The sequence below is a fragment of the Corallococcus carmarthensis genome (assembly GCF_003611695.1).
Taxonomy (GTDB): domain Bacteria; phylum Myxococcota; class Myxococcia; order Myxococcales; family Myxococcaceae; genus Corallococcus; species Corallococcus carmarthensis.
The window spans coordinates 13,434-30,829 of record NZ_RAWE01000112.1 but is presented as its reverse complement, the minus strand read 5'-3'; the positions used below and the strand labels follow the sequence as shown (position 1 = coordinate 30,829).

Genomic DNA, 17,396 nt, shown 5'->3' with positions numbered 1-17,396 from the left:
CCCCTCCCGCCCGGAAACTTCGGCAGCGTGCCCTCTCCCTGCTTTCGAGTCCGGTGGATGCTTCCGTCCGGGTGGCGAAAGGGACGCTCACCACCCTCACCTTCGACTCACCGCTCCTTCCCAAGAGCGTCATTGTGCAAGGCCGGGACACCCACTTCGAGCGCTTCGTCGTGGAGGAGCGCACCGTCACCTTCAAGCCCAAGGTGGACCTGTCCGATGACGAGCGGCTGCTCCTCACCGTCCGCTTCGCGGATGGGGCTGCTCCGCAGGAGGTCATCTTCGTACTCGTCCCCGCCAGCGAACAGGTGGACGCGGCGGTCGAGGTCCTTCGCCGCGCACGCAGTGCGGAGTCGCTCCAACAGGAACTGGCCCAGGTGCAGGCTCAACTGTCCGCGCTTCAAGGCAGGTGCGGCGACGGCGGCCCGTCGGGGCTCATCCTCTCCGGGCTCCTGGACCCCTCTGTCAGCGTCAATTGGTTGGACAAGACCGCTTCTCCGGGCAACGCGAACGGGCTCAAGCTGGAGAGCGGCGTGGTTTACAGGACCAGCACCTGGGCAGTCGTCGCGGTTCAAGTACTCAACCTCCTGGATCAACGAGCTTGGGGCGCTGGAGGTGTTCGCCTCGTCACCACGCGTGGCCAGCCAGTCCCGGTGAAGTCCGTGCGCATGGAGAAGGCTCGACTCGGCCCAGGTGAGGCGGGCCTTGTGCTCGTGGAAACCGGAGCGCCCCTGGAGCAACCGCTGGAGGAGTTACGACTCGAGTTGTCGGATCCCACCAATGGCCGGACCCTGCGAATCAGCGGGGTGTGGCTGCAGGAGATCCAATCGGTGAGGAGGACCGGTCCATGACGATGTCGCCCCTGCATCCCGACCATCTTGCGCCCGGCAACCAGGTGGGCCCCTGGCGAATCCTCGAGCTTCTGGGCGGAGGCGGTGGCGGCCGCCTCTTCAAGGTGGAGCGCGAGGAACATCCCGGACGGCCCTTCACGCTGAAGGTGGCTCTGCGGCCCGCGGGCCAGCATGAGCAGGAGGAGGAGGACGCGGATGGCCGTGTGTCGCGCGAGGCGGCCATCCACATGGCCTACGACACGGGACTGAAGGTCCACGCGCTGGATCACTGGTTGGGCCCTTCCGGCTACCTCTACTTCGTGACGGACTACGTGGAGGGAGAGACCTTCACCGAGTGGTGTTGGCGGGTGAAGCCCACCGCCGCGCGACTGCTCGACGTCTTCACCGAAGTGGTGAGGCTCGTCGACAAGTTGCATCGGCGCCAGCTGTGTCACCGGGATTTGAAGGGGGCCAACATCCTCATCCGCAAGGAGGATGGGCAGCCGGTCCTCATCGATTTCGGCGTGGCCCGGCAGCCGGGCATGGCCACCTTGACGGTAGGCGTGCCCCCAACCTCGCCACACCTCCTTCCTCCGGAGTCCCTGACCTTCCTGGCTGAAGGCTCCTGGAAAGAGGGAGCCGCCTTCGAGCCTGGCCCCGCGGGCGACCTCTATGCCTTGGGAGCACTGCTCTACGAGGCACTTACCGATGGATATGCCTTCGACCCGACGCTGCCCTACGACAAGCTCGTCCTCGCCATCGCGACGAAGGTTCCCGCTGCCCCCCATGTCCTCAACCCGAGGGTTCCGAGAGCGCTGGGTGACATCGCTTTGCGTCTGCTCGCGAAGCACCCCGAGGACAGGTACGCCGGCACCGAAGCCCTCCTGCAGGCCCTTTGGGACGCAGCGAAGGAGAAGAAGAAGCCGGAGTGGCAGGTCTCCCTGGAGCCGCCGTTGCCAGAGGAGGTGGGCACCTCGGAGACGCCGATCGAGAGCGATTCGGAGCGCTCCGAGGCTCCGACCGCCACAGAAGAAGACACGCCGGAGGACGACTTCCAGTCCAGGCCAGCGGTTCCAACTCCAGGGTGGACCCGCGGGCGCGCAGTGGCATGGGCGCTATGTGGCGCGCTGGCGGTTTTTCTGGCCCTGTGGCTAGCGCTCAGCATGCTCGCTCCCTCATTCGAGAAAGGAAGCTCGCTCGTGCCCACTCCTACCGTTTCCGCCCTCCGGCGCCTTCCCCTGGCCCGGCACGTTGCCGCGTTGGTCTGCGCCACGGCCGGGCTTGCCTGCCCGAGCGTGCCCACGCGGCCCGACAGCGGCGTGCCCTGCCCTGAGGCTTCAACGCAAGCCATGTTCCAGCGTCTGAAGCTCCGTAAGCCACTCAAGGCCGTCATCGATATCAACCAGCCTGGCGACCAGAGTCAGGTGGGCACCTACCAGGCGGGCCCCGTCGTCGGGCGCATCGTCGGCTACTCCTGGGCGGATCCGGCGCTGCCCGACGGCACATTGCTCTACGGACGCTTGTGGATGGGCCCAGGCATCTACGATCACGGCGAGGAGGCCGTCATCATCCGCTACACCGAAGCCCGGCTCCCGGATGGGAGTACCTATCCCGTCTGCATCGTGCTGGGTGGCGGTGATGGCCGCGTCCCGAAGCTGCCGGGTTCTGATTCCGGCTCCGCCGTCCTTCCCCGGGAACTCCCGGCAGTCGCCGTCTGGAGTTGGCCCTGAGCACGTCGGCACGAGGCTTGGATCGCAGCAGCTAGGATCGCGGTTCCTTGCCCCGTCTCCCCTTTTCCTACATGATCGCCCGGTCCACCCGGCGCAGGGCTGTACGGTCGGCGCCGGTGATCCTTGATTGACTTGTCCAGGAAATAGGGTTACGGACGCCCCCTTTCCACTGTACGGGTCGCGCCGGATGGTCCAGGCGCCGCCTTCAGCTCTCAGGAGTCGTTGTGTCCAAGCGCACGTACCAGCCGTCGAAGATCCGGCGCAACCGCGCCCACGGGTTCCGTAAGCGGAATGCCACCAAGGGCGGCCGGGATGTCCTCAAGCGCCGCCGCGCCAAGGGCCGTAAGCGCCTGGTGGTGTCGTCGTTCAAGAAGTAACTGGACGCACAGACGATGGCCGAGGGAGCGGCGCCGCGGGTGCCTCAGGCAACCGACGAGCGTTTCCCCAAGGCCTTTCGGCTGCTCCAGCGCCGTGAGTTCCTCGAAGTCCAGGAGGGCGGTCAGAAGATTCCGTCCGACTGCCTCCTGGCCCTCGTTCAACGCAATTCCCGGGCGCACTCCCGCGTAGGGCTCACCGTTTCCAGCAAGGTGGGCAACGCGGTGGTGCGCGCACGCTTGCGCAGAGTGCTCCGCGAGCTGTTCCGCAAGCACCGCGGGCAATGGCCCCCCGGTCTCGACGTAGTCCTGGTCGTTCGCTCCTCGGCGAAGGAAGCCTCCTTCGCGCAAGTTTCCCGTGCGTTCGACGGCGTCACCCGTAAGCTGCAACGGCTCTTTCCGGCACCTCGCGTGCCTCCCAAAGAGCCCGCCCCATGAGTCCACTCGCCTTCGTCATCGCCCTGCCCATCCGCTTCTACCGGCGGTTCCTGGGGCCGCTGCTGCCGAAGGCGTGCCGGTTCCATCCCTCGTGCTCCACCTACGCCATGCAGGCGCTGGAGAAGCACGGCGGGTTGAAGGGCAGCGCCCTCACCGTCTGGCGCCTGCTGCGCTGCCAGCCATTCCACCCCGGTGGATTCGATCCCGTCCCCTGACGGTTTGCTTCCGCCCGCCCTCCGGCCCTCCGCCGCCGGCACAGGGAAATCCATGACGAACGACCCGCTGTCGCCCCAGTCCAACGATTCACAGAAGCGGCTGCTCCTGGCGCTCGCCCTCTCCTTCGCCGCCACCGCCGCCTACACCTTCTTCTTCGCCCCCAAGACGCCCCCGCCGGGCGCGGAGGGCGCGGACGCGGGTGTCGAAGTCGCCGCCACGCTGGACGCGGGCACCCCGGGCATGGCCGCCGTTCCGCCGCCGGGCGCGACTGGCGACGACGCGGGCACCCACGCGGAAGCCCCGCCGCCCCCCGCGCGCACCGCGGAGTTCGCCCGCCCGGAGGTGAAGTACACCTTCTCCTCCGAGGGCGCCGGCCTCACCTCCGCCGTGCTCCAGGGCACGAAGATGCGCGAGCAGCAGTCGCTCACCGTCAAGCAGGGCTTCGAGAAGCTCTTCGGCAAGGACATCCCCCCGCCGCCGCAGATGAACGTGGCGCACCCGGTGGCCGGCCAGCCCCTGCCGCTCGCGGTGACCATTGAGGGCGGCGCGCCGCTGGCGGCGAACACCCGCTACGCCGTGCAGGAGGGCCCCACCGACAACGGCGGCAGCGTCGCGTTCACCGGCCGCCAGGGCCCGTGGGAAGTGACGAAGACGGTGCTGTGGCCGCGCGAGGGCTTCGAGTTCACCTACACCGTCCAGGTGCGCAACACCTCCGCCCAGGCGCAGTCGGGCGAGATCAAGGTGCACTACAGCCGCGCCATCGACCCGGAGTTCGAGCACGCGCCGTCCTTCTTCGGCGGCGTGGGCAACCTGAGCCGCGCCTCGTGCTGGGTGGACGACAAGCTCCACAACCTGTCCCCGGGCGACAAGCCGCCCGAGGAGACGCGCGGTACCATCTCCTTCTTCGGCATCAACCAGCAGTACTTCCTGTCCGCGCTCTACCCGCTGGACGGCGCGCTCGCGGGCCACTGCACGCTGACCGCCACGCCCACCGCGCGCGAGGTGTCCGCGGGCTTCCCGCTCAACGTGGGCCCCGGTCAGGTGGCCACGTTCCGCTTCGGTGGCTACCTGGGCCCCAAGGATCCGGACCTGCTGCACCTGGTGCCCGGCCCGGAGCTGCGCTCGGTGGCCGGCCTGAACGCCACGGCGTTCCACCCCATGCTGGAGGACACGGTCGACTTCGGCATCTGGGCGGTGGTCTGCAAGATCCTCCTCGCGGTCATGAAGTTCTTCCACGGCATCGTGGGGAACTGGGGCGTCGCCATCATCCTGCTCACCGTGGTGGTGAAGCTGGTGCTGCTGCCGCTCACCTACCGCTCCATGGTCAGCATGGAAGCGGTGAAGGTGCTGCAGCCGAAGATGGATGACATCCGCAAGAAGTTCGCGGACGACAAGGAACGCCAGAACCTGGAGATCATGAAGCTGTACCAGGAGGCGAAGGTGAACCCCCTGGGCGGCTGTCTGCCGCTGCTCATCCAGATGCCGGTGTGGATCGCCCTGTTCACGTCGCTGCGCAACAGCTTCGAAATCTACGGCGAGCCCTTCGTCGGCCCCATCTGGCGCGACCTCACGTACAAGGACCCCACGTACCTGCTGCCGCTGGCGCTGGGCGTGTCGATGATCATCACGCAGAAGATGCAGCCGCAGATGATGGACGCGGCGCAGGCGCGGATCATGACCTGGGTGATGCCCATCATCTTCACGTTCACGCTGCTGCAGTACCCGGCGGGCCTGTCGCTCTACATCTTCACGAACAACGTGCTCTCCATTGGCCAGCAGTGGGGCCTGCGCAAGTGGCTGGACCGCAACAAGAAGAACCAGACGGGCGGCGGGACGCCGGCGGTGGTGCCCGCCGGGGGAGGCAAACGCAAGTGAGCGGGACACAGGGCGTGGCGGGCGGCGGCGACTTCCGCCCCCGGGTGGAGAAGCTGCTCGCGGACATCCTCGGGCTGATGGGGTTCCCGGCGCGGCTGGACCTGCAGGACGCCACCGACGGCAGCCTGTCCGTGGCGCTCCACTTCGAGTCCGGCGCGCCTCCGGGCGTGGAGCAGGGCAAGCGCAGCCAGGTGCTGGATTCGCTCCAGTTCCTGCTCAACAAGATGCTCCACCGCCCCGGCGTCGAGCGCCGCTGGGTGATGCTGGGCGCGGGCGCGCATCCGGAGCCCCGGCCGCGCCGTGAGCCAGGGCAGCAGCAGGCTCCGGCTGCCGCACCCGCCGCGTCCGTGGCGCAGGTGGCGGCTGCCACACCCCCAGCGCAGCCGGCCCGGGCCGCGGCGCCTGCTCCGGCCGCGCCGCCGCCGCAGCGCAACGCCCGGGGTGGGCAGGCCGCGAAGCCTGCCCAGGCCCCGGCCGCCGCGAAGGGCGCGGAGGCGGACGAGCGCTCGCTGCCGGTTGAAGAGGATCCGGTGTTCCGGGAGGCCGTCCGCAAGCTCGCGGAGAAGTCCGCCAGCCTGGGGCGCTTCTATGCGTTCGCCGCGATGAAGACTGAGGACCGCGCGCGCGTCCTGAAGGCAGTAGAAGGAGTGGGTGGAGTGAAGGTGGCGGCGGAAGGTGAAGGCCGCAACCGACGCGTGGTGTTCACCCCGGCGAAGCCCGCCCCGATGCCCAAGCGGAGCCTGCTGCCGGACGACGACGAAGACGACGTCGACGCCTGAGCGGGGTGTCTGCTCGGGGCCGCCGGCGGGCGCCTGGGACGAGGAGCGAATGGGTAAGTCGAAGGGACTGAAAGACAAGCTGTATGGCGCGGCGGTGCTGAAGATGAGCTTCCGCCTGCGAGGGGATGAAGAGTCCCCTGCGTTCCGCTTCGTCTACCCGGGCGTGCTGCGCGACCTGGCGGTCGACGACGCCGAGGTGGAGAAGTACATCGAGGAGCACCGCGACGACGTGGAGCGGGCTGCTCGTGGATCCACTCCGCCCCAGGGCGTCCGGTAGGCACCCAGGCGGGTGAGTCGTGCGTGTGAGCCCGTCTTCCGGTGGCCCCCTGCCCCGCCATGACGCCTGACTCCGCCACCATCGTCGCCCTGGCCACCGCTCCCGCCGCGGGGGCGGTGGGCATCCTCCGGCTGTCCGGGCCGGCCGCGCTGGAGGTGGCCCGGAGGCTCGCGCCGGGTGTTCCTCCGTCCCCGACTCCGCGCCATGCGTACCTGGCGTCGTTCGTGGACGCGGTGGGCGCGGTGCTGGATGAGGGCCTGTTCCTCTACTTCCAGGCGCCCCGGTCCTTCACCGGCGAGGACGTGGTGGAGCTTCACGCGCATGGCAGTCCGCGCCTGCTGCGGCTGTTGCTCGCGCGGGCGCTGGAGGACGAGCGCGTCCGTCCGGCGTTCCCTGGTGAGTTCACCCGGCGGGCGTTCCTCCACGGCCGCATCGACCTGACCCGCGCGGAGGCGGTCGCGGACCTGGTGGCCGCGGACTCGGAGGCGGCCGTGCGCGCCGCGGCGGCGGGCCTGTCCGGCGCGTTGGCCGAACGGATCCGTTCGCTGGAGACGCCGCTGCGGGAGCTGCACGCGGACCTGGAAGGCGTCCTCAACTTCCCCGATGAGGCAGAGGGCGCGGACGCGGAGGCCGGTCCTCGGGTGGCCTCGCTGCGCTCCGTCGCTGAGGCGCTGCGCGCGGAGGTGGGCCGTGGACGGCTGGTGCGCCAGGGCGCGCGCGTGGCGCTGTACGGCCCGGTGAACGCGGGCAAGTCCACGCTGTTCAACCGGCTGGTGGGCGAGGCCCGCGCGCTGGTGGACGACGAGCCCGGCACCACCCGCGATGCCCTGGAGGCCCGCGTCGAGTGGGACGGCCTGGGCGTCACGCTCTACGACACCGCCGGCCTGCGCGAGGCCCCCGGCCGCGTGGAGGCCCTGGGCATCGCGCGCACGCGGGAGCTGCTCTCGGCCGTGGACCTGGCGGTGCTCGTGCTGCCGCCGGGGACTTCGCGGGAAGAGGCCGCGTCGTGGATGCGTGACGCTGGCGCCACGCCCGTGCTCGCCGTCACCGGCAAGTGCGATGTCCTGCCTGGAGCGCGAGCGGAGCAAGGCTCCGTGGGCGACGGCGCCGGGGCGTTGCCCATCGGCGCCGGGGCGTTGCCCATCGGCGCCGGGGCGTTGCCTATCAACGACGCGGCGTCTGGCGGGAGGTCCGCCACCCTCCCCTCCCCTGCCCCGCCGCGCGTCAGCGGCCTCACGGGCGAAGGGGTGGACGCGCTCCGGACCTCCGTGCTCGCGCGATTGTGGGGCGGTGGCACGCCCTCCGCGGTGGTCCTCGTCTCCGAGCGGCACGCGGACGCCCTGCGTCGCACCGCCGAGGCGCTGGGCCGCGCGGAGGAGGCTTCACGCGTGTCCACCCTGGAGGTCCTCTCCGGCGAGGTGGGGCTCGCGCTGGAAGCACTGGGCGAGGTGTCCGGAACGAGCGTTTCCGACGCTCTTCTGGACACCCTTTTCCAGCGGTTCTGCATCGGGAAGTAGTGCCGGGTGGGCGGCGGTCCGCATGTCAGACCCCTCCTTAGAATGCAGCGCGTTCACCGGCGCTCCCCGAGGATTCATGACGGCACTTCAGCACCTTCAACCCACCTCCCACTCCCTGCTCTCGGCGCTTCCGTCGGGCTGGGTGGGGGAAATCCTCGATGGCGAGCTGGTGGCCTCGCCCCGCCTCTCCGTGGCGCCCGCTCGCGCGGCCTTCATGATGGGCGTGGAGCTGGGAGAGCGGCTGGACCCGCGCCGCGGCGGCACCGGCCGCTGGTGCTTCCTGCGCGCGCCGGAGCTGCACCTGGGTGAGGACGTCCTCGTGCCCGACCTGGCCGGCTGGCGCCGTGAGCGCGTGGCCGCCCCGCCGGAGCCCGGCGCCGCCTTCTTCACCCTGGTGCCGGATTGGATCTGCGAGGTCCTCACCCCCGCCACCACCGCGCTGGACCGCGCCCGCAAGCTGCCCCTGTACGCGCGGGCCGGCGTGTCCCACGTCTGGCTGGTGGACCCCGTCGCGCGCACGCTGGAGGCCTACCAGCGCATCAAGCGCGGCTGGCTCCTCACCGCGAGCCACGAGGATGACGCCCTCGTGCGCGCCGAGCCCTTCCCTTCCGTGCCCCTGGAACTGGGCTCGCTGTGGCTTCCCGACGCGGCGGAGGAGCTGCCCCGGCTGGTCGCGGTGCCCTGACGCCGCCCAGGGGGATTTCAGCTCGCGTGCTTGAGGCGCGCTTCCTCGGAGGCGCGCGACAGTCGGCGCACGGCGCGCAGCAGCAGATCCGGATCCACCGGCGCCGCCACGAAGCCTCGCGCATGCACCGCTTGCGCGCGGGGCAGGTCCCGCTCCGGCGCCTTGCCCGCCACCAGCACCTGCGCGCGCAGCCGCTGCGCCAGCACCTCCATCGCGGGCAGCGGCGCCACCACCACCTGCGTCTCGCTCGCCGTGCACACGTCGCCCGTGCTCGCCACCTTCACCGTGAAGCCCGCCCCGCTCAGCACCCGCACCAGCCCGGCCGCCGCGTCCGCGCCCCAGCCGTACACCAGCACCTGCTCGCGCACCGTCACGCGCGGCTCCGGCGCGCGCGCCGGCATCGGTGCCCAGGCGGTCTCCAGGGGCGCCAGCATGGGCAGACCCGCGCTGTCGCCCTGCCGCACGGGCTCCGGCGCCGGCATGTCCGTCAGCTCCGCCAGGGACTTGCCCACCACCAGGGGCAGCGACTCGTCCCACTCCGGCAGGGAGAAGCCCTCCATCCCGGGACGGCGCTGCGGCGTCGCCGGCTCACCCCGGTACAGCCGTCCGATGGCGCGGCCCAGCGCCGCGTCCGTGGCCAGCAGTGGCACCACCCGCGACTTGCCGGACACGCTCTTCACCACGTCCAGCGTCGCCAGGCTCGCCGGCGCGGCCAGGGCCACCACCAGCACCGAGTCGCGGCGGGGGCCCTGCCCCTCCAGCCGCAGCGGCACCACCCGGTGGGCCTCCGCCACCTTGACCGGAATCAGCTTCGCGAGCGACGCGTCCAGCGGCTGGTTGTCCAGGTCCACGGCCTCCACGCCGGACTGGACCGCCAACGCGGACAGCACCGCCTCCGCCGTGCAGAAGCGCTGGTCCACCACCACCTGCCCCAGCGCCACGCCCCACTTGCGCTGGTACGCCAGCGCCGACTGCAACTGCATCGCATCCACCACACCCTGCGCGAGCAGGATGTCCCCCAGCCGCTTCTTCATCTCACGCTCTCCTCCGGCCCCCCTCGATGCTTCGGCCGGGACGACCTGCCCTACATGCCCTCCCCTTTACGCCAGGAGGGTGTAAAATTACAGCGAAACCAAAGGAAAAGCGGTACGGGCGGGTACCGAATTCCGGGCTGGACCCTGAATTCAGCGCGCGGCCACTTCTTCCTGGGGTTTCATCGTCCTTCAACGAACCCCGCTCCGATCCTTGAGGGGGGGACGACAAAGCGGACGTTCAGCGGAAGACTCGAGGGTGGCCGGATGTCGCAGACGTTCCTAGCCTGTACGCATGGCTGACGCGTGCCTGAGAGAGTTCGTGCGGATGCTCCGCGCGCGCCGTGCTGCCCCCGGGGGGCTCGCGGGGGTGGATGCGGACATGGCGGGGCTCCAGTTGGAGCCGTCCAGCCTGAGGCCCTACCTGCACTTCCTGCCGGGCCGCTACACGCGCAACCTCGTCCACCGCGACGAGGGAATGGAAATCATCGTCAACTGCTGGTCGCCGGGCGTGGCCTCGCCCATCCACGACCATGACGGCCAGGAGTGCTGGTTCAGCATCCAGCGCGGCCAGTTCCTCCTGGAGAACTACCCGCTGCTGGAGGGCGGAACGGCGCCCGGCCTGGCGCGGCTGGGGACTCCGGCGCGGGTGGGGCCGGTGGGCGCCGGGCACGTGGACTTCCGCGACCCGGGCACCTCCATCCACCGCGTGAGCATCGCCGGCAACGCCCCGGGCATCACGCTGCATGTCTACGCCGGTCCGGTGGCCAGCTGTCTCGTGTTCGATCCGCGCCGCCACCGCTGCGCGTCGCACTCGCTGCGCTACCACAGCATCTTCGGCAGGCCGGTGCGGCCCACCGAAGTCCGCGCTGCCTTCCCCCTGCACTTCTGAGCCGGGGGACGCGCGCTACCAGCGCACTTCCGGAAGCGGCGCGTACAGCATGCGCCCCTCCGCGCCCTGTCCGGTGAGGCCCAGCTTCGCGCCCACGCGGTACACGGCCCGCACCTGCTCCAGCACCTGGGAGGACACGGCACCCTGGCTTCCGGCCGCTTCGTCGTCGCTGTTGTCCGCCTCGTGCTTGCCCAAGAGCTCCGACAGCACCTGTCCGGTGGGCCGGGGGCGCGGGAAGACGACGAGCCGGACCGGGGCGTCCTTGTCCAGCTTCGCGGCCTCCTTCGCCAGCTCCAGCGCCTTCGGGTAGCCGCCGAGCGCGTCCACCAGCCCGCGCTCCAGCGCGTCCTCCCCCGTCCACACGCGCCCCTTCGCGACCGACTGGAGCTTCTCCAGCGGCATGTTCCGCGCCTGGGCGGCGCGGCTGGTGAAGTCCAGGTAGATGGTGTCCAGCTCGGACTCCAGCTGCGTGCGCTGCTCGGGGGTGAACTCCTGGTCGGAGCTGGAGAAGGTGGCGTTCTTCCCGAAGGCGATGGTGTCGAAGTTCACGCCCAGCTTCGCCCACAGCTCCGACGTGACGAACTTGCCGTTGTACACGCCGATGCTCCCCGTCAGCGTGCCCGGCTGCGCGACGATCTTGTCCCCCGCCATGGCCACGAAGTAGCCGCCGCTGGCCGCGTACGTGCCCATGGAGACGATGACGGGCTTGCCCGCCTCGCGCGCGCGCTGCACCTCGCGGCGGATGGTGTCGCTGGCGGAGTAGCTGCCGCCCGGGCTGTCCACGCGGAAGAGGATGGCCTTCACGGACGGGTCCTCCACCGCCTTGCGGAAGGCCGCCGCCACCGTGTCGCCGCCCATCACCTGGCCGCCGGAGAGCGGGTTGGACTGGCTCTTGCCGCGAAGCACCTCGCCCACGCCGTAGATGAGGGCGATGGTGGTGCCCGTCTGGTTCGGCCGGCCCGCGCGCTCCAGGTACTTGTCCACGTAGAGGAACTCCGCCCCATCTCCGGCCTGCTGCTTGAGCTCGTCGTGGATCTCATCGCGGTAGCGCAGCCCGTCCACCAGCTTCGCGTCCACGGCCGCCTGGCCCATGAAGGGCGCGCGGTCGATGAGGGAGCGCACCTCGTCCTCGGACAGCTTGCGGCCCTCCGCCACGCCCTTCACCACCTGGTTGAAGAGGCTGCCGCCGTAGGCCTCCGTGGCCTCGCGCTGGGGGGCGCCGTAGGACGCGTCGGTGAAGGTGTTGACGGCGTTCTTGAACTCGGCGCGCTTGCCGAACTCCGGCTTCACGCCGAACTTCTCGAAGGCGTCGCGCGCGAAGGGCGTCTCCATCACCAGACCGGTGAGCCCCACGTCGCCGGAGGGCTGGATGTAGACGGCGTCGAAGGCGCTCGCCAGGTAGTAGGCGCCGGTGCCGTTGCCCGCCTCGCCGAAGCCGTCCGCGTACGCCACCGCCCGCTTGCCCGCCGCGCGGAAGGCCTTCACCGCGTCACGCAGCTCCTGCACCTGCGCGGCGCTGCCCGGCTGCCCCACCCGGACGACCAGCGACTTCACCCGAGGGTCCCTGGCGGCCTTCTCCAGGCCCTCCACCACGTCCCGGAGCGACGTGGGCTCCTCGCCGAAGGCGCCCGCCAGGGAGGTGTCCAGCGTGTACTCCGGCAGCGGCTGCTGCAGGTCCAGCTCCAGCACCAGGTTGGACGGCACGCCTGGCTTGCTCGACGCCGCGAGCATCAACAACCCCACCACACCCACGACGAAGAGGATGGACAGCGCCCCGATGAAGGCCAGCGCGCCAATGAAGAAGCGTTTCATCCGGAAGGACTCCTGGTGTGCACGTGCCCGAGGGACGGTCCCCGACCTTCAGGCGGCCTACCACCAACGCGCGCGCACGACGACGCTTGCGTGGCATTCAGTGATGGACGGCGGACGGGGAGCCAGGGCCCGCCCCTCCTGGTGGCCGGGGGGCGGGCCGGCACCCGGGCCCGCGCGGTGGCCGCCGCGGTGCACACCGTCCTTCGAGGAACCAGGGGCATCCGAGCGCGGACCCGCGGGCAGCAGGCGGTCGCCCGCGCTCTTCTTCTTTCCAGCCCTTAGGAGGCATGGGATGCGGAAGCGACGGTTGGGCAATTCCGACATGGACCTCACCGTGCTGGGGTTCGGCGCGTGGGCCATGGGTGGCGGTGGCTGGGCGTTCGCGTGGGGCGCGCAGGACGACGCGCAGTCCATGGAAGCCATCCAGCGCGCGTTGGATTCGGGCATCAACTGGATCGACACGGCGGCGGTGTATGGACTGGGGCACTCCGAGGACGTCGTGGCGAAGGCGCTGAAGGGCCGGGACCAACGGCCGTATGTCTTCACCAAGTGCGGCATGGTCTGGGATGACCAGGGCAGCGTCAGCCGCGGGCTGAAGGCGGACTCGGTCCGCAAGGAGTGCGAGGCGTCCCTGCGCCGGCTGAAGGTGGATGCCATTGATTTGTATCAGGTGCACTGGCCGGTGGAGGCCGGGGCGGAGCTTGAAGAGGGGTGGACGGCGCTGGCGGAGCTGCAACGGCAGGGCAAGGTGCGCTGGCTGGGTGTGTGCAACTTCAATGTCTCGCAGCTGGAACGGGTGCGGCGCATCGCGCCGGTGACGTCGTTGCAGCCGCAGTACTCGCTCATCCACCGGGACATCGAGGACGACGTGCTGCCCTACTGCCAGAAGCAGGGCATCGGGGTGATTGTGTATTCACCCAGGGCCTCCGGGCTGCTGACCGGAGCGATGACGCGCGAGCGCATCCAGGCGATGCCGGATGATGACTGGCGCCGCCGCCGCGCGGATTTCCAGGAGCCGAAGTTGTCGCATCACCTGATGCTGGTGGAGCGGCTGCGCGAGGTGGGCGCGCGCCATGGGCGTTCTCCGGCGGAGGTGGCCCTCGCCTGGACATTGCGAGAGCCGTCCGTGACCGCCGCCATCGTCGGGGCGCGCAGCGCGAAGCAGGTGGATGGCTTCATCCAGGCGGGGGACTTCCAGTTGACGTCCGAGGAGGTCCGCGAGGTGGAGGAGGTCCTGGGGTCCGGCTCCGCGATGGCGCCGGGCGGCATCTACGCCTGAGCGGGATGGCGCATGGCGGGCTCAGTTCTCCCCTGGGTCGTCCATGCGCTCTTCCAGGACGTCGATGCGCTTGCGGTCAGAGGCCTGGGCATCCGCGAGGTGATGCACCATGCGGCCCATCTGGCCGAACATCCGCGTCTGCGCGGTTTTGATCCCGTACACTTCCTGCGTCAGGGTCGAGACGTGCGTGGTGAGTTCACCCATGTTGTCCCGGAACTCATTCAGCTCTGCATCGAAGACACGGACCTGTTGCATGCAGGTGCCGACGTCTTGCCCGAGGGTGCCGACGTCTTGCGCGAGGGCTCCGACGTCTTGCGCGAGGGCTCCGACGTCTTGCGCGAATGCGCTGACCCGTTGCGAGAAGGCGCCGACTTGTTCCTTTAAGTCATGGGAGCGCTCCGACATGCGTTGGGTCGCCCGGAAGAGGACCCGGCACTTCATGTGGACCGTCCTCAGCGCCTTCTCTGTCCGCGCGAACTGCTCCTTCGACTCTTCCTGCAGCTCCCGGAATTCCTGCAGCATCCGCACCATCACATCCCCGCCCGTCGCCGTCGCCAATCCGTCCCTCCTGATGATGGGCGGCACTCCTACCAAGGTGTTCTGACATGACATTGCGTTCGGCCTCCGGAGCGGATCCTCGCCAGGATAGCTGACAACCTGTGAGGTTGGAAGCGCGGGGCAGGACCTGGGAAGGTCCACGGATGTCCCCGGGTGGACGCCTGCCCGGAGGGCGCGGGAATGCTCGGGATGGTAGGACCCGGTGGCGCGGTTAGAAGTCCCGTGCCCACGCCTTCGCACCTCGAGGACCGCATGACGCGTCGTACCCCGCTCGCCCTGCTGGCCGTCCTGCTCGTGGCGGCCCCGCCCGTGTGGGCCCTGGCCCCGGCTCCCCTTCCGAAGCCCGCCGCCTCCGCTGCCTCGCGCGCCGTGGCGAAGCCCGCCTCCCCGGCTCCCGTCGCCAGCGTGGAGGGCATCACCGAATACCGCCTGCCCAATGGCCTGCGCGTCCTGCTCTTCCCGGACCCCACCAAGGCCACCGTCACCGTCAACGTCACCTACCTCGTGGGCAGCAAGCACGAAGGCTACGGCGAGACGGGCATGGCCCACCTGCTCGAACACCTGATGTTCAAGGGCACGCCCACCACTCCCAACGTGCCCCAGGCCCTCACTGAACGCGGCGCGCGTCCCAATGGCACCACCTGGCTGGACCGCACGAACTACTACGAGACCCTGCCCGCGTCGGACGACAACCTGTCCTGGGCCCTGGCCTTCGAGGCGGACCGCATGGTCCACAGCTTCATCGCGCAGAAGGACTTGGACAGCGAGATGACCGTCGTGCGCAACGAGTTCGAGTCCGGCGAGAACGACCCGCGCGGCATCCTCTTCAAGCGCACCATGAGCGCCGCGTACCTCTGGCACAACTACGGCAAGGCCACCATCGGAGCGAAGGCGGACCTGGAGCACGTGCCCATCGACCGGCTCCAGGCCTTCTACCGGCGCTACTACCGGCCCGACAACGCGACGCTCGTCATCGCCGGACGCTTCCAGCCGGAGAAGGCCCTGTCGCTCGTGCAGTCCACCTTCGGCAAGCTCGCGCGCCCCGCGGAAGCCGTGCCCCTCACGTACACGCAGGAGCCCATCCAGGACGGTGAGCGGGAAGTGACGCTGCGCCGCGTGGGCGACAACCAGCTGCTCTCCAGCGTCTACCACGTGCCCGAGGGCGCCCACCCCGACTTCGCCGCCATCGACGTGCTCACCGAGGTGCTGGGCGACGTGCCCTCCGGCCGCCTCTACAAGGCGCTCGTGGAGACGAAGAAGGCCTCGCGCACGGGTGCGTTCAACTTCCAGCTGCGCGACCCGGGCGTCATCGGCTTCAGCGCCGAGGCCCGCCAGGATCAGCCCCTGCCCCCCGTGCGCGAAGCGCTGATCAAGACCGTGGAAGAGGCCTCCCGCACGCCCTTCACCGACGAAGAGGTGAACCGCGCGAAGACGAGCCTCGCGAAGTCGACGGAGCTCTTGCTCAACAACTCCGAGCGCGCCGCCATCCTCCTGTCCGAGTGGGCCGCCGTGGGCGACTGGCGCCTGCTCTTCCTGCACCGCGACCGCATCGAGGCCGTCACCCCCGCGGACGTCACCCGCGTGGCCGCCGCGTACCTCAAGGCCTCCAACCGCACGCTGGGCTCCTTCCTGCCCACGCCCAAGCCGGACCGCTCGGAGCTGCCGCCTCCGATGGACGTGGCCAAGATGGTGGACGGCTACAAGGGCAAGGCCCTGGTGGCCCAGGGTGAGGCCTTCGACCCCTCCCCCGCCAACATCGAGTCGCTCGTGCAGCGGGGGGAGCTGGCCTCCGGCGTGAAGTACGCGCTGCTCCCCAAGAAGACGCGCGGCGAGATGGTCAACCTCACGCTGGACCTGCACTGGGGCACCGCGGAGGCCGTGAGCGGCAAGCAGCCCGCCGCCTCCTACGCCGGCAGCATGTTGATGCGCGGCACGAAGAAGCACACCCGCCAGCAGCTGGCGGACGCGTTCGACAAGCTCAAGGCCCGCGTGGGCGTGGATGGCGGCGCGACGGGCGCCAGCGTCTCCATCGAGTGCCCTCGCGCGAACCTCCCGGAGACCCTCAAGCTGGTGGCCGAGGTGCTGCGCGAGCCCTCCTTCGACGCGAAGGAGTTCGCGCTCCTCAAGCAGGAGCGGCTGGCCTCGCTGGAGTCGCAACGCAGCGAGCCCCAGCCCCAGGCCAGCATCGCGTTCTGGCGCATGCTGAGCGCGCACTACCCCAAGGGCCACCCGCTCTACGTGGCCACCCTGGACGAGCGCCTGGCAGACGCGAAGGACGTCACGCTGGAGCAGGCGCGCGACTTCCACCGCCAGTTCTACGGCGCCTCGCGTGGGGAGCTCGCGGTGGTGGGTGACTTCGACGCGAAGGAGATCACCTCGCTGGCGGGCACGCTGCTCGACGGGTGGAAGAGCCCGGCGCCCTACGCGCGCGTGGTCCGCACGTACCAGTCCGTGGCTCCGAAGTCCGTCGTGCTGGAGACCCCGGACAAGGCCAACGCGTACTTCCTCGCGGGACAGCTGCTCCAGGTGCGCGACGACCACGCGGACTGGCCCGGCATGATGATGGGCAACTTCCTGCTGGGCGGCGGCTTCCTCAACTCGCGGCTGGCCACGCGCGTGCGCCAGCAGGACGGCCTGTCCTATGGCGTGGGCAGCAGCCTGTCCGCCCAGGAGCTGGACACGGTGGGCTGGTTCGTCACCTACGCCATCTACGCCCCGCAGAACGCCCAGAAGCTGGAGGCCGCCATGCGCGAGGAGGTCACTCGCGCCGTGCAGAAGGGCTTCACGCCGCAGGAACTGGACAAGGCGCGCGCGGGCCTCCTGGAGTACCGCCAGTCCGCCCGGGCGCAGGATGGGAACCTGGCGCAGCAGCTGTCCAACGGCCTGTACCTGGGGCGCACGCTGGCGTTCGACGCGGCCCTGGAGGCGAAGCTCCAGAAGCTGACCGCCGAGGACGTGCGCAAGGCCCTGTCCAACCACCTGGACTTCAGCAAGGCCACCTTCGTGCGCGCGGGTGACTTCGTGGGCGCTTCCAAGCAGCAAGCCCCGGCGCCGGCCAAGGCGAGCGCGGCGCCGTAAGTCGTGTCTGTCATTGGGCCGGGGCGCT

At 70.0% G+C, this 17,396-nt stretch carries 16 protein-coding genes; 13 read left to right on the top strand and 3 right to left on the bottom strand.

The genetic code is table 11. The features are described 5' to 3' along the window. The 10 genes from D7X32_RS26345 to D7X32_RS26300 all read left to right on the top strand — a co-directional run. The coding region (locus D7X32_RS26345; protein ID WP_147450268.1) for a DUF2381 family protein at positions 1 to 848 on the top strand (848 nt) is incomplete at its 5' end. Then, positions 845 to 2,557, top strand: coding sequence for a serine/threonine protein kinase (locus D7X32_RS26340; RefSeq protein WP_120605326.1), 1,713 nt, complete (start codon positions 845 to 847; stop codon positions 2,555 to 2,557). The genes D7X32_RS26345 and D7X32_RS26340, both read left to right, overlap by 4 nt. A 224-nt stretch (positions 2,558 to 2,781) precedes the next feature. Beyond that, complete coding sequence (rpmH, locus tag D7X32_RS26335) at positions 2,782 to 2,934, top strand: 50S ribosomal protein L34 (protein ID WP_120526629.1); 153 nt, start codon at positions 2,782 to 2,784, stop codon at positions 2,932 to 2,934. Positions 2,935 to 2,949: 15 nt separating this feature from the next. Then, positions 2,950 to 3,369 (top strand): ribonuclease P protein component, encoded by a 420-nt coding sequence (rnpA, locus tag D7X32_RS26330; protein WP_014400871.1) that lies wholly within the window; start codon positions 2,950 to 2,952, stop codon positions 3,367 to 3,369. Beyond that, entirely contained in the window at positions 3,366 to 3,584 is a 219-nt protein-coding gene (gene yidD / locus D7X32_RS26325) for a membrane protein insertion efficiency factor YidD (protein WP_014400870.1), read from the top strand. The genes rnpA and yidD overlap by 4 nt, the downstream gene beginning before the upstream one ends. Positions 3,585 to 3,636: 52 nt before the next feature. Beyond that, positions 3,637 to 5,460 (top strand): membrane protein insertase YidC, encoded by a 1,824-nt coding sequence (yidC, locus tag D7X32_RS26320; RefSeq protein ID WP_120605325.1) that lies wholly within the window; start codon positions 3,637 to 3,639, stop codon positions 5,458 to 5,460. Next, positions 5,457 to 6,239 (top strand): hypothetical protein, encoded by a 783-nt coding sequence (locus D7X32_RS26315; RefSeq protein WP_120605324.1) that lies wholly within the window; start codon positions 5,457 to 5,459, stop codon positions 6,237 to 6,239. Before yidC ends, D7X32_RS26315 begins: the two co-directional genes overlap by 4 nt. Before the next feature lie 49 nt (positions 6,240 to 6,288). Beyond that, positions 6,289 to 6,516: a hypothetical protein gene (locus D7X32_RS26310; protein WP_120564661.1), complete on the top strand. Its 228-nt coding sequence runs from the start codon at positions 6,289 to 6,291 to the stop codon at positions 6,514 to 6,516. Positions 6,517 to 6,575: 59 nt separating this feature from the next. Next, a complete protein-coding gene (locus D7X32_RS26305) occupies positions 6,576 to 8,033 on the top strand; it encodes a tRNA modification GTPase (RefSeq protein WP_120605323.1) in 1,458 nt (485 codons plus the stop codon). Positions 8,034 to 8,109: 76 nt separating this feature from the next. After that, a complete protein-coding gene (locus tag D7X32_RS26300; protein ID WP_120605322.1) occupies positions 8,110 to 8,718 on the top strand; it encodes a Uma2 family endonuclease in 609 nt (202 codons plus the stop codon). A gap of 17 nt (positions 8,719 to 8,735) precedes the next feature. On the opposite strand, the gene D7X32_RS26295 is transcribed toward D7X32_RS26300, so the two are convergent. Further along, positions 8,736 to 9,752: a GspE/PulE/PilB domain-containing protein gene (locus tag D7X32_RS26295; RefSeq protein ID WP_120605321.1), complete on the bottom strand. Its 1,017-nt coding sequence runs from the start codon at positions 9,750 to 9,752 to the stop codon at positions 8,736 to 8,738. Between the two features lie 325 nt (positions 9,753 to 10,077). Between D7X32_RS26295 and D7X32_RS26290 the strand changes: the two genes are divergently transcribed. Then, the gene (locus tag D7X32_RS26290) at positions 10,078 to 10,641 is read left to right on the top strand and encodes a cysteine dioxygenase (protein ID WP_244239184.1); all 564 of its coding nucleotides are present in this window, start codon (positions 10,078 to 10,080) and stop codon (positions 10,639 to 10,641) included. 15 nt (positions 10,642 to 10,656) lie between these two features. On the opposite strand, the gene sppA is transcribed toward D7X32_RS26290, so the two are convergent. Further along, positions 10,657 to 12,453 (bottom strand): signal peptide peptidase SppA, encoded by a 1,797-nt coding sequence (gene sppA, locus D7X32_RS26285; protein WP_120605319.1) that lies wholly within the window; start codon positions 12,451 to 12,453, stop codon positions 10,657 to 10,659. Between the two features lie 292 nt (positions 12,454 to 12,745). On the opposite strand from sppA, the gene D7X32_RS26280 reads away from it, so the two are divergent. Further along, the gene (locus tag D7X32_RS26280) at positions 12,746 to 13,732 is read left to right on the top strand and encodes an aldo/keto reductase (RefSeq protein WP_120605318.1); all 987 of its coding nucleotides are present in this window, start codon (positions 12,746 to 12,748) and stop codon (positions 13,730 to 13,732) included. A 21-nt stretch (positions 13,733 to 13,753) separates the two neighbouring features. On the opposite strand, the gene D7X32_RS26275 is transcribed toward D7X32_RS26280, so the two are convergent. Next, entirely contained in the window at positions 13,754 to 14,290 is a 537-nt protein-coding gene (locus tag D7X32_RS26275) for a hypothetical protein (RefSeq protein ID WP_120605317.1), read from the bottom strand. A 252-nt stretch (positions 14,291 to 14,542) separates the two neighbouring features. Here D7X32_RS26275 and D7X32_RS26270 point away from each other — a divergent pair, with 252 nt between their 5' ends. Then, complete coding sequence (locus tag D7X32_RS26270) at positions 14,543 to 17,368, top strand: M16 family metallopeptidase (protein WP_171448124.1); 2,826 nt, start codon at positions 14,543 to 14,545, stop codon at positions 17,366 to 17,368. Positions 17,369 to 17,396 lie beyond the last annotated feature (28 nt).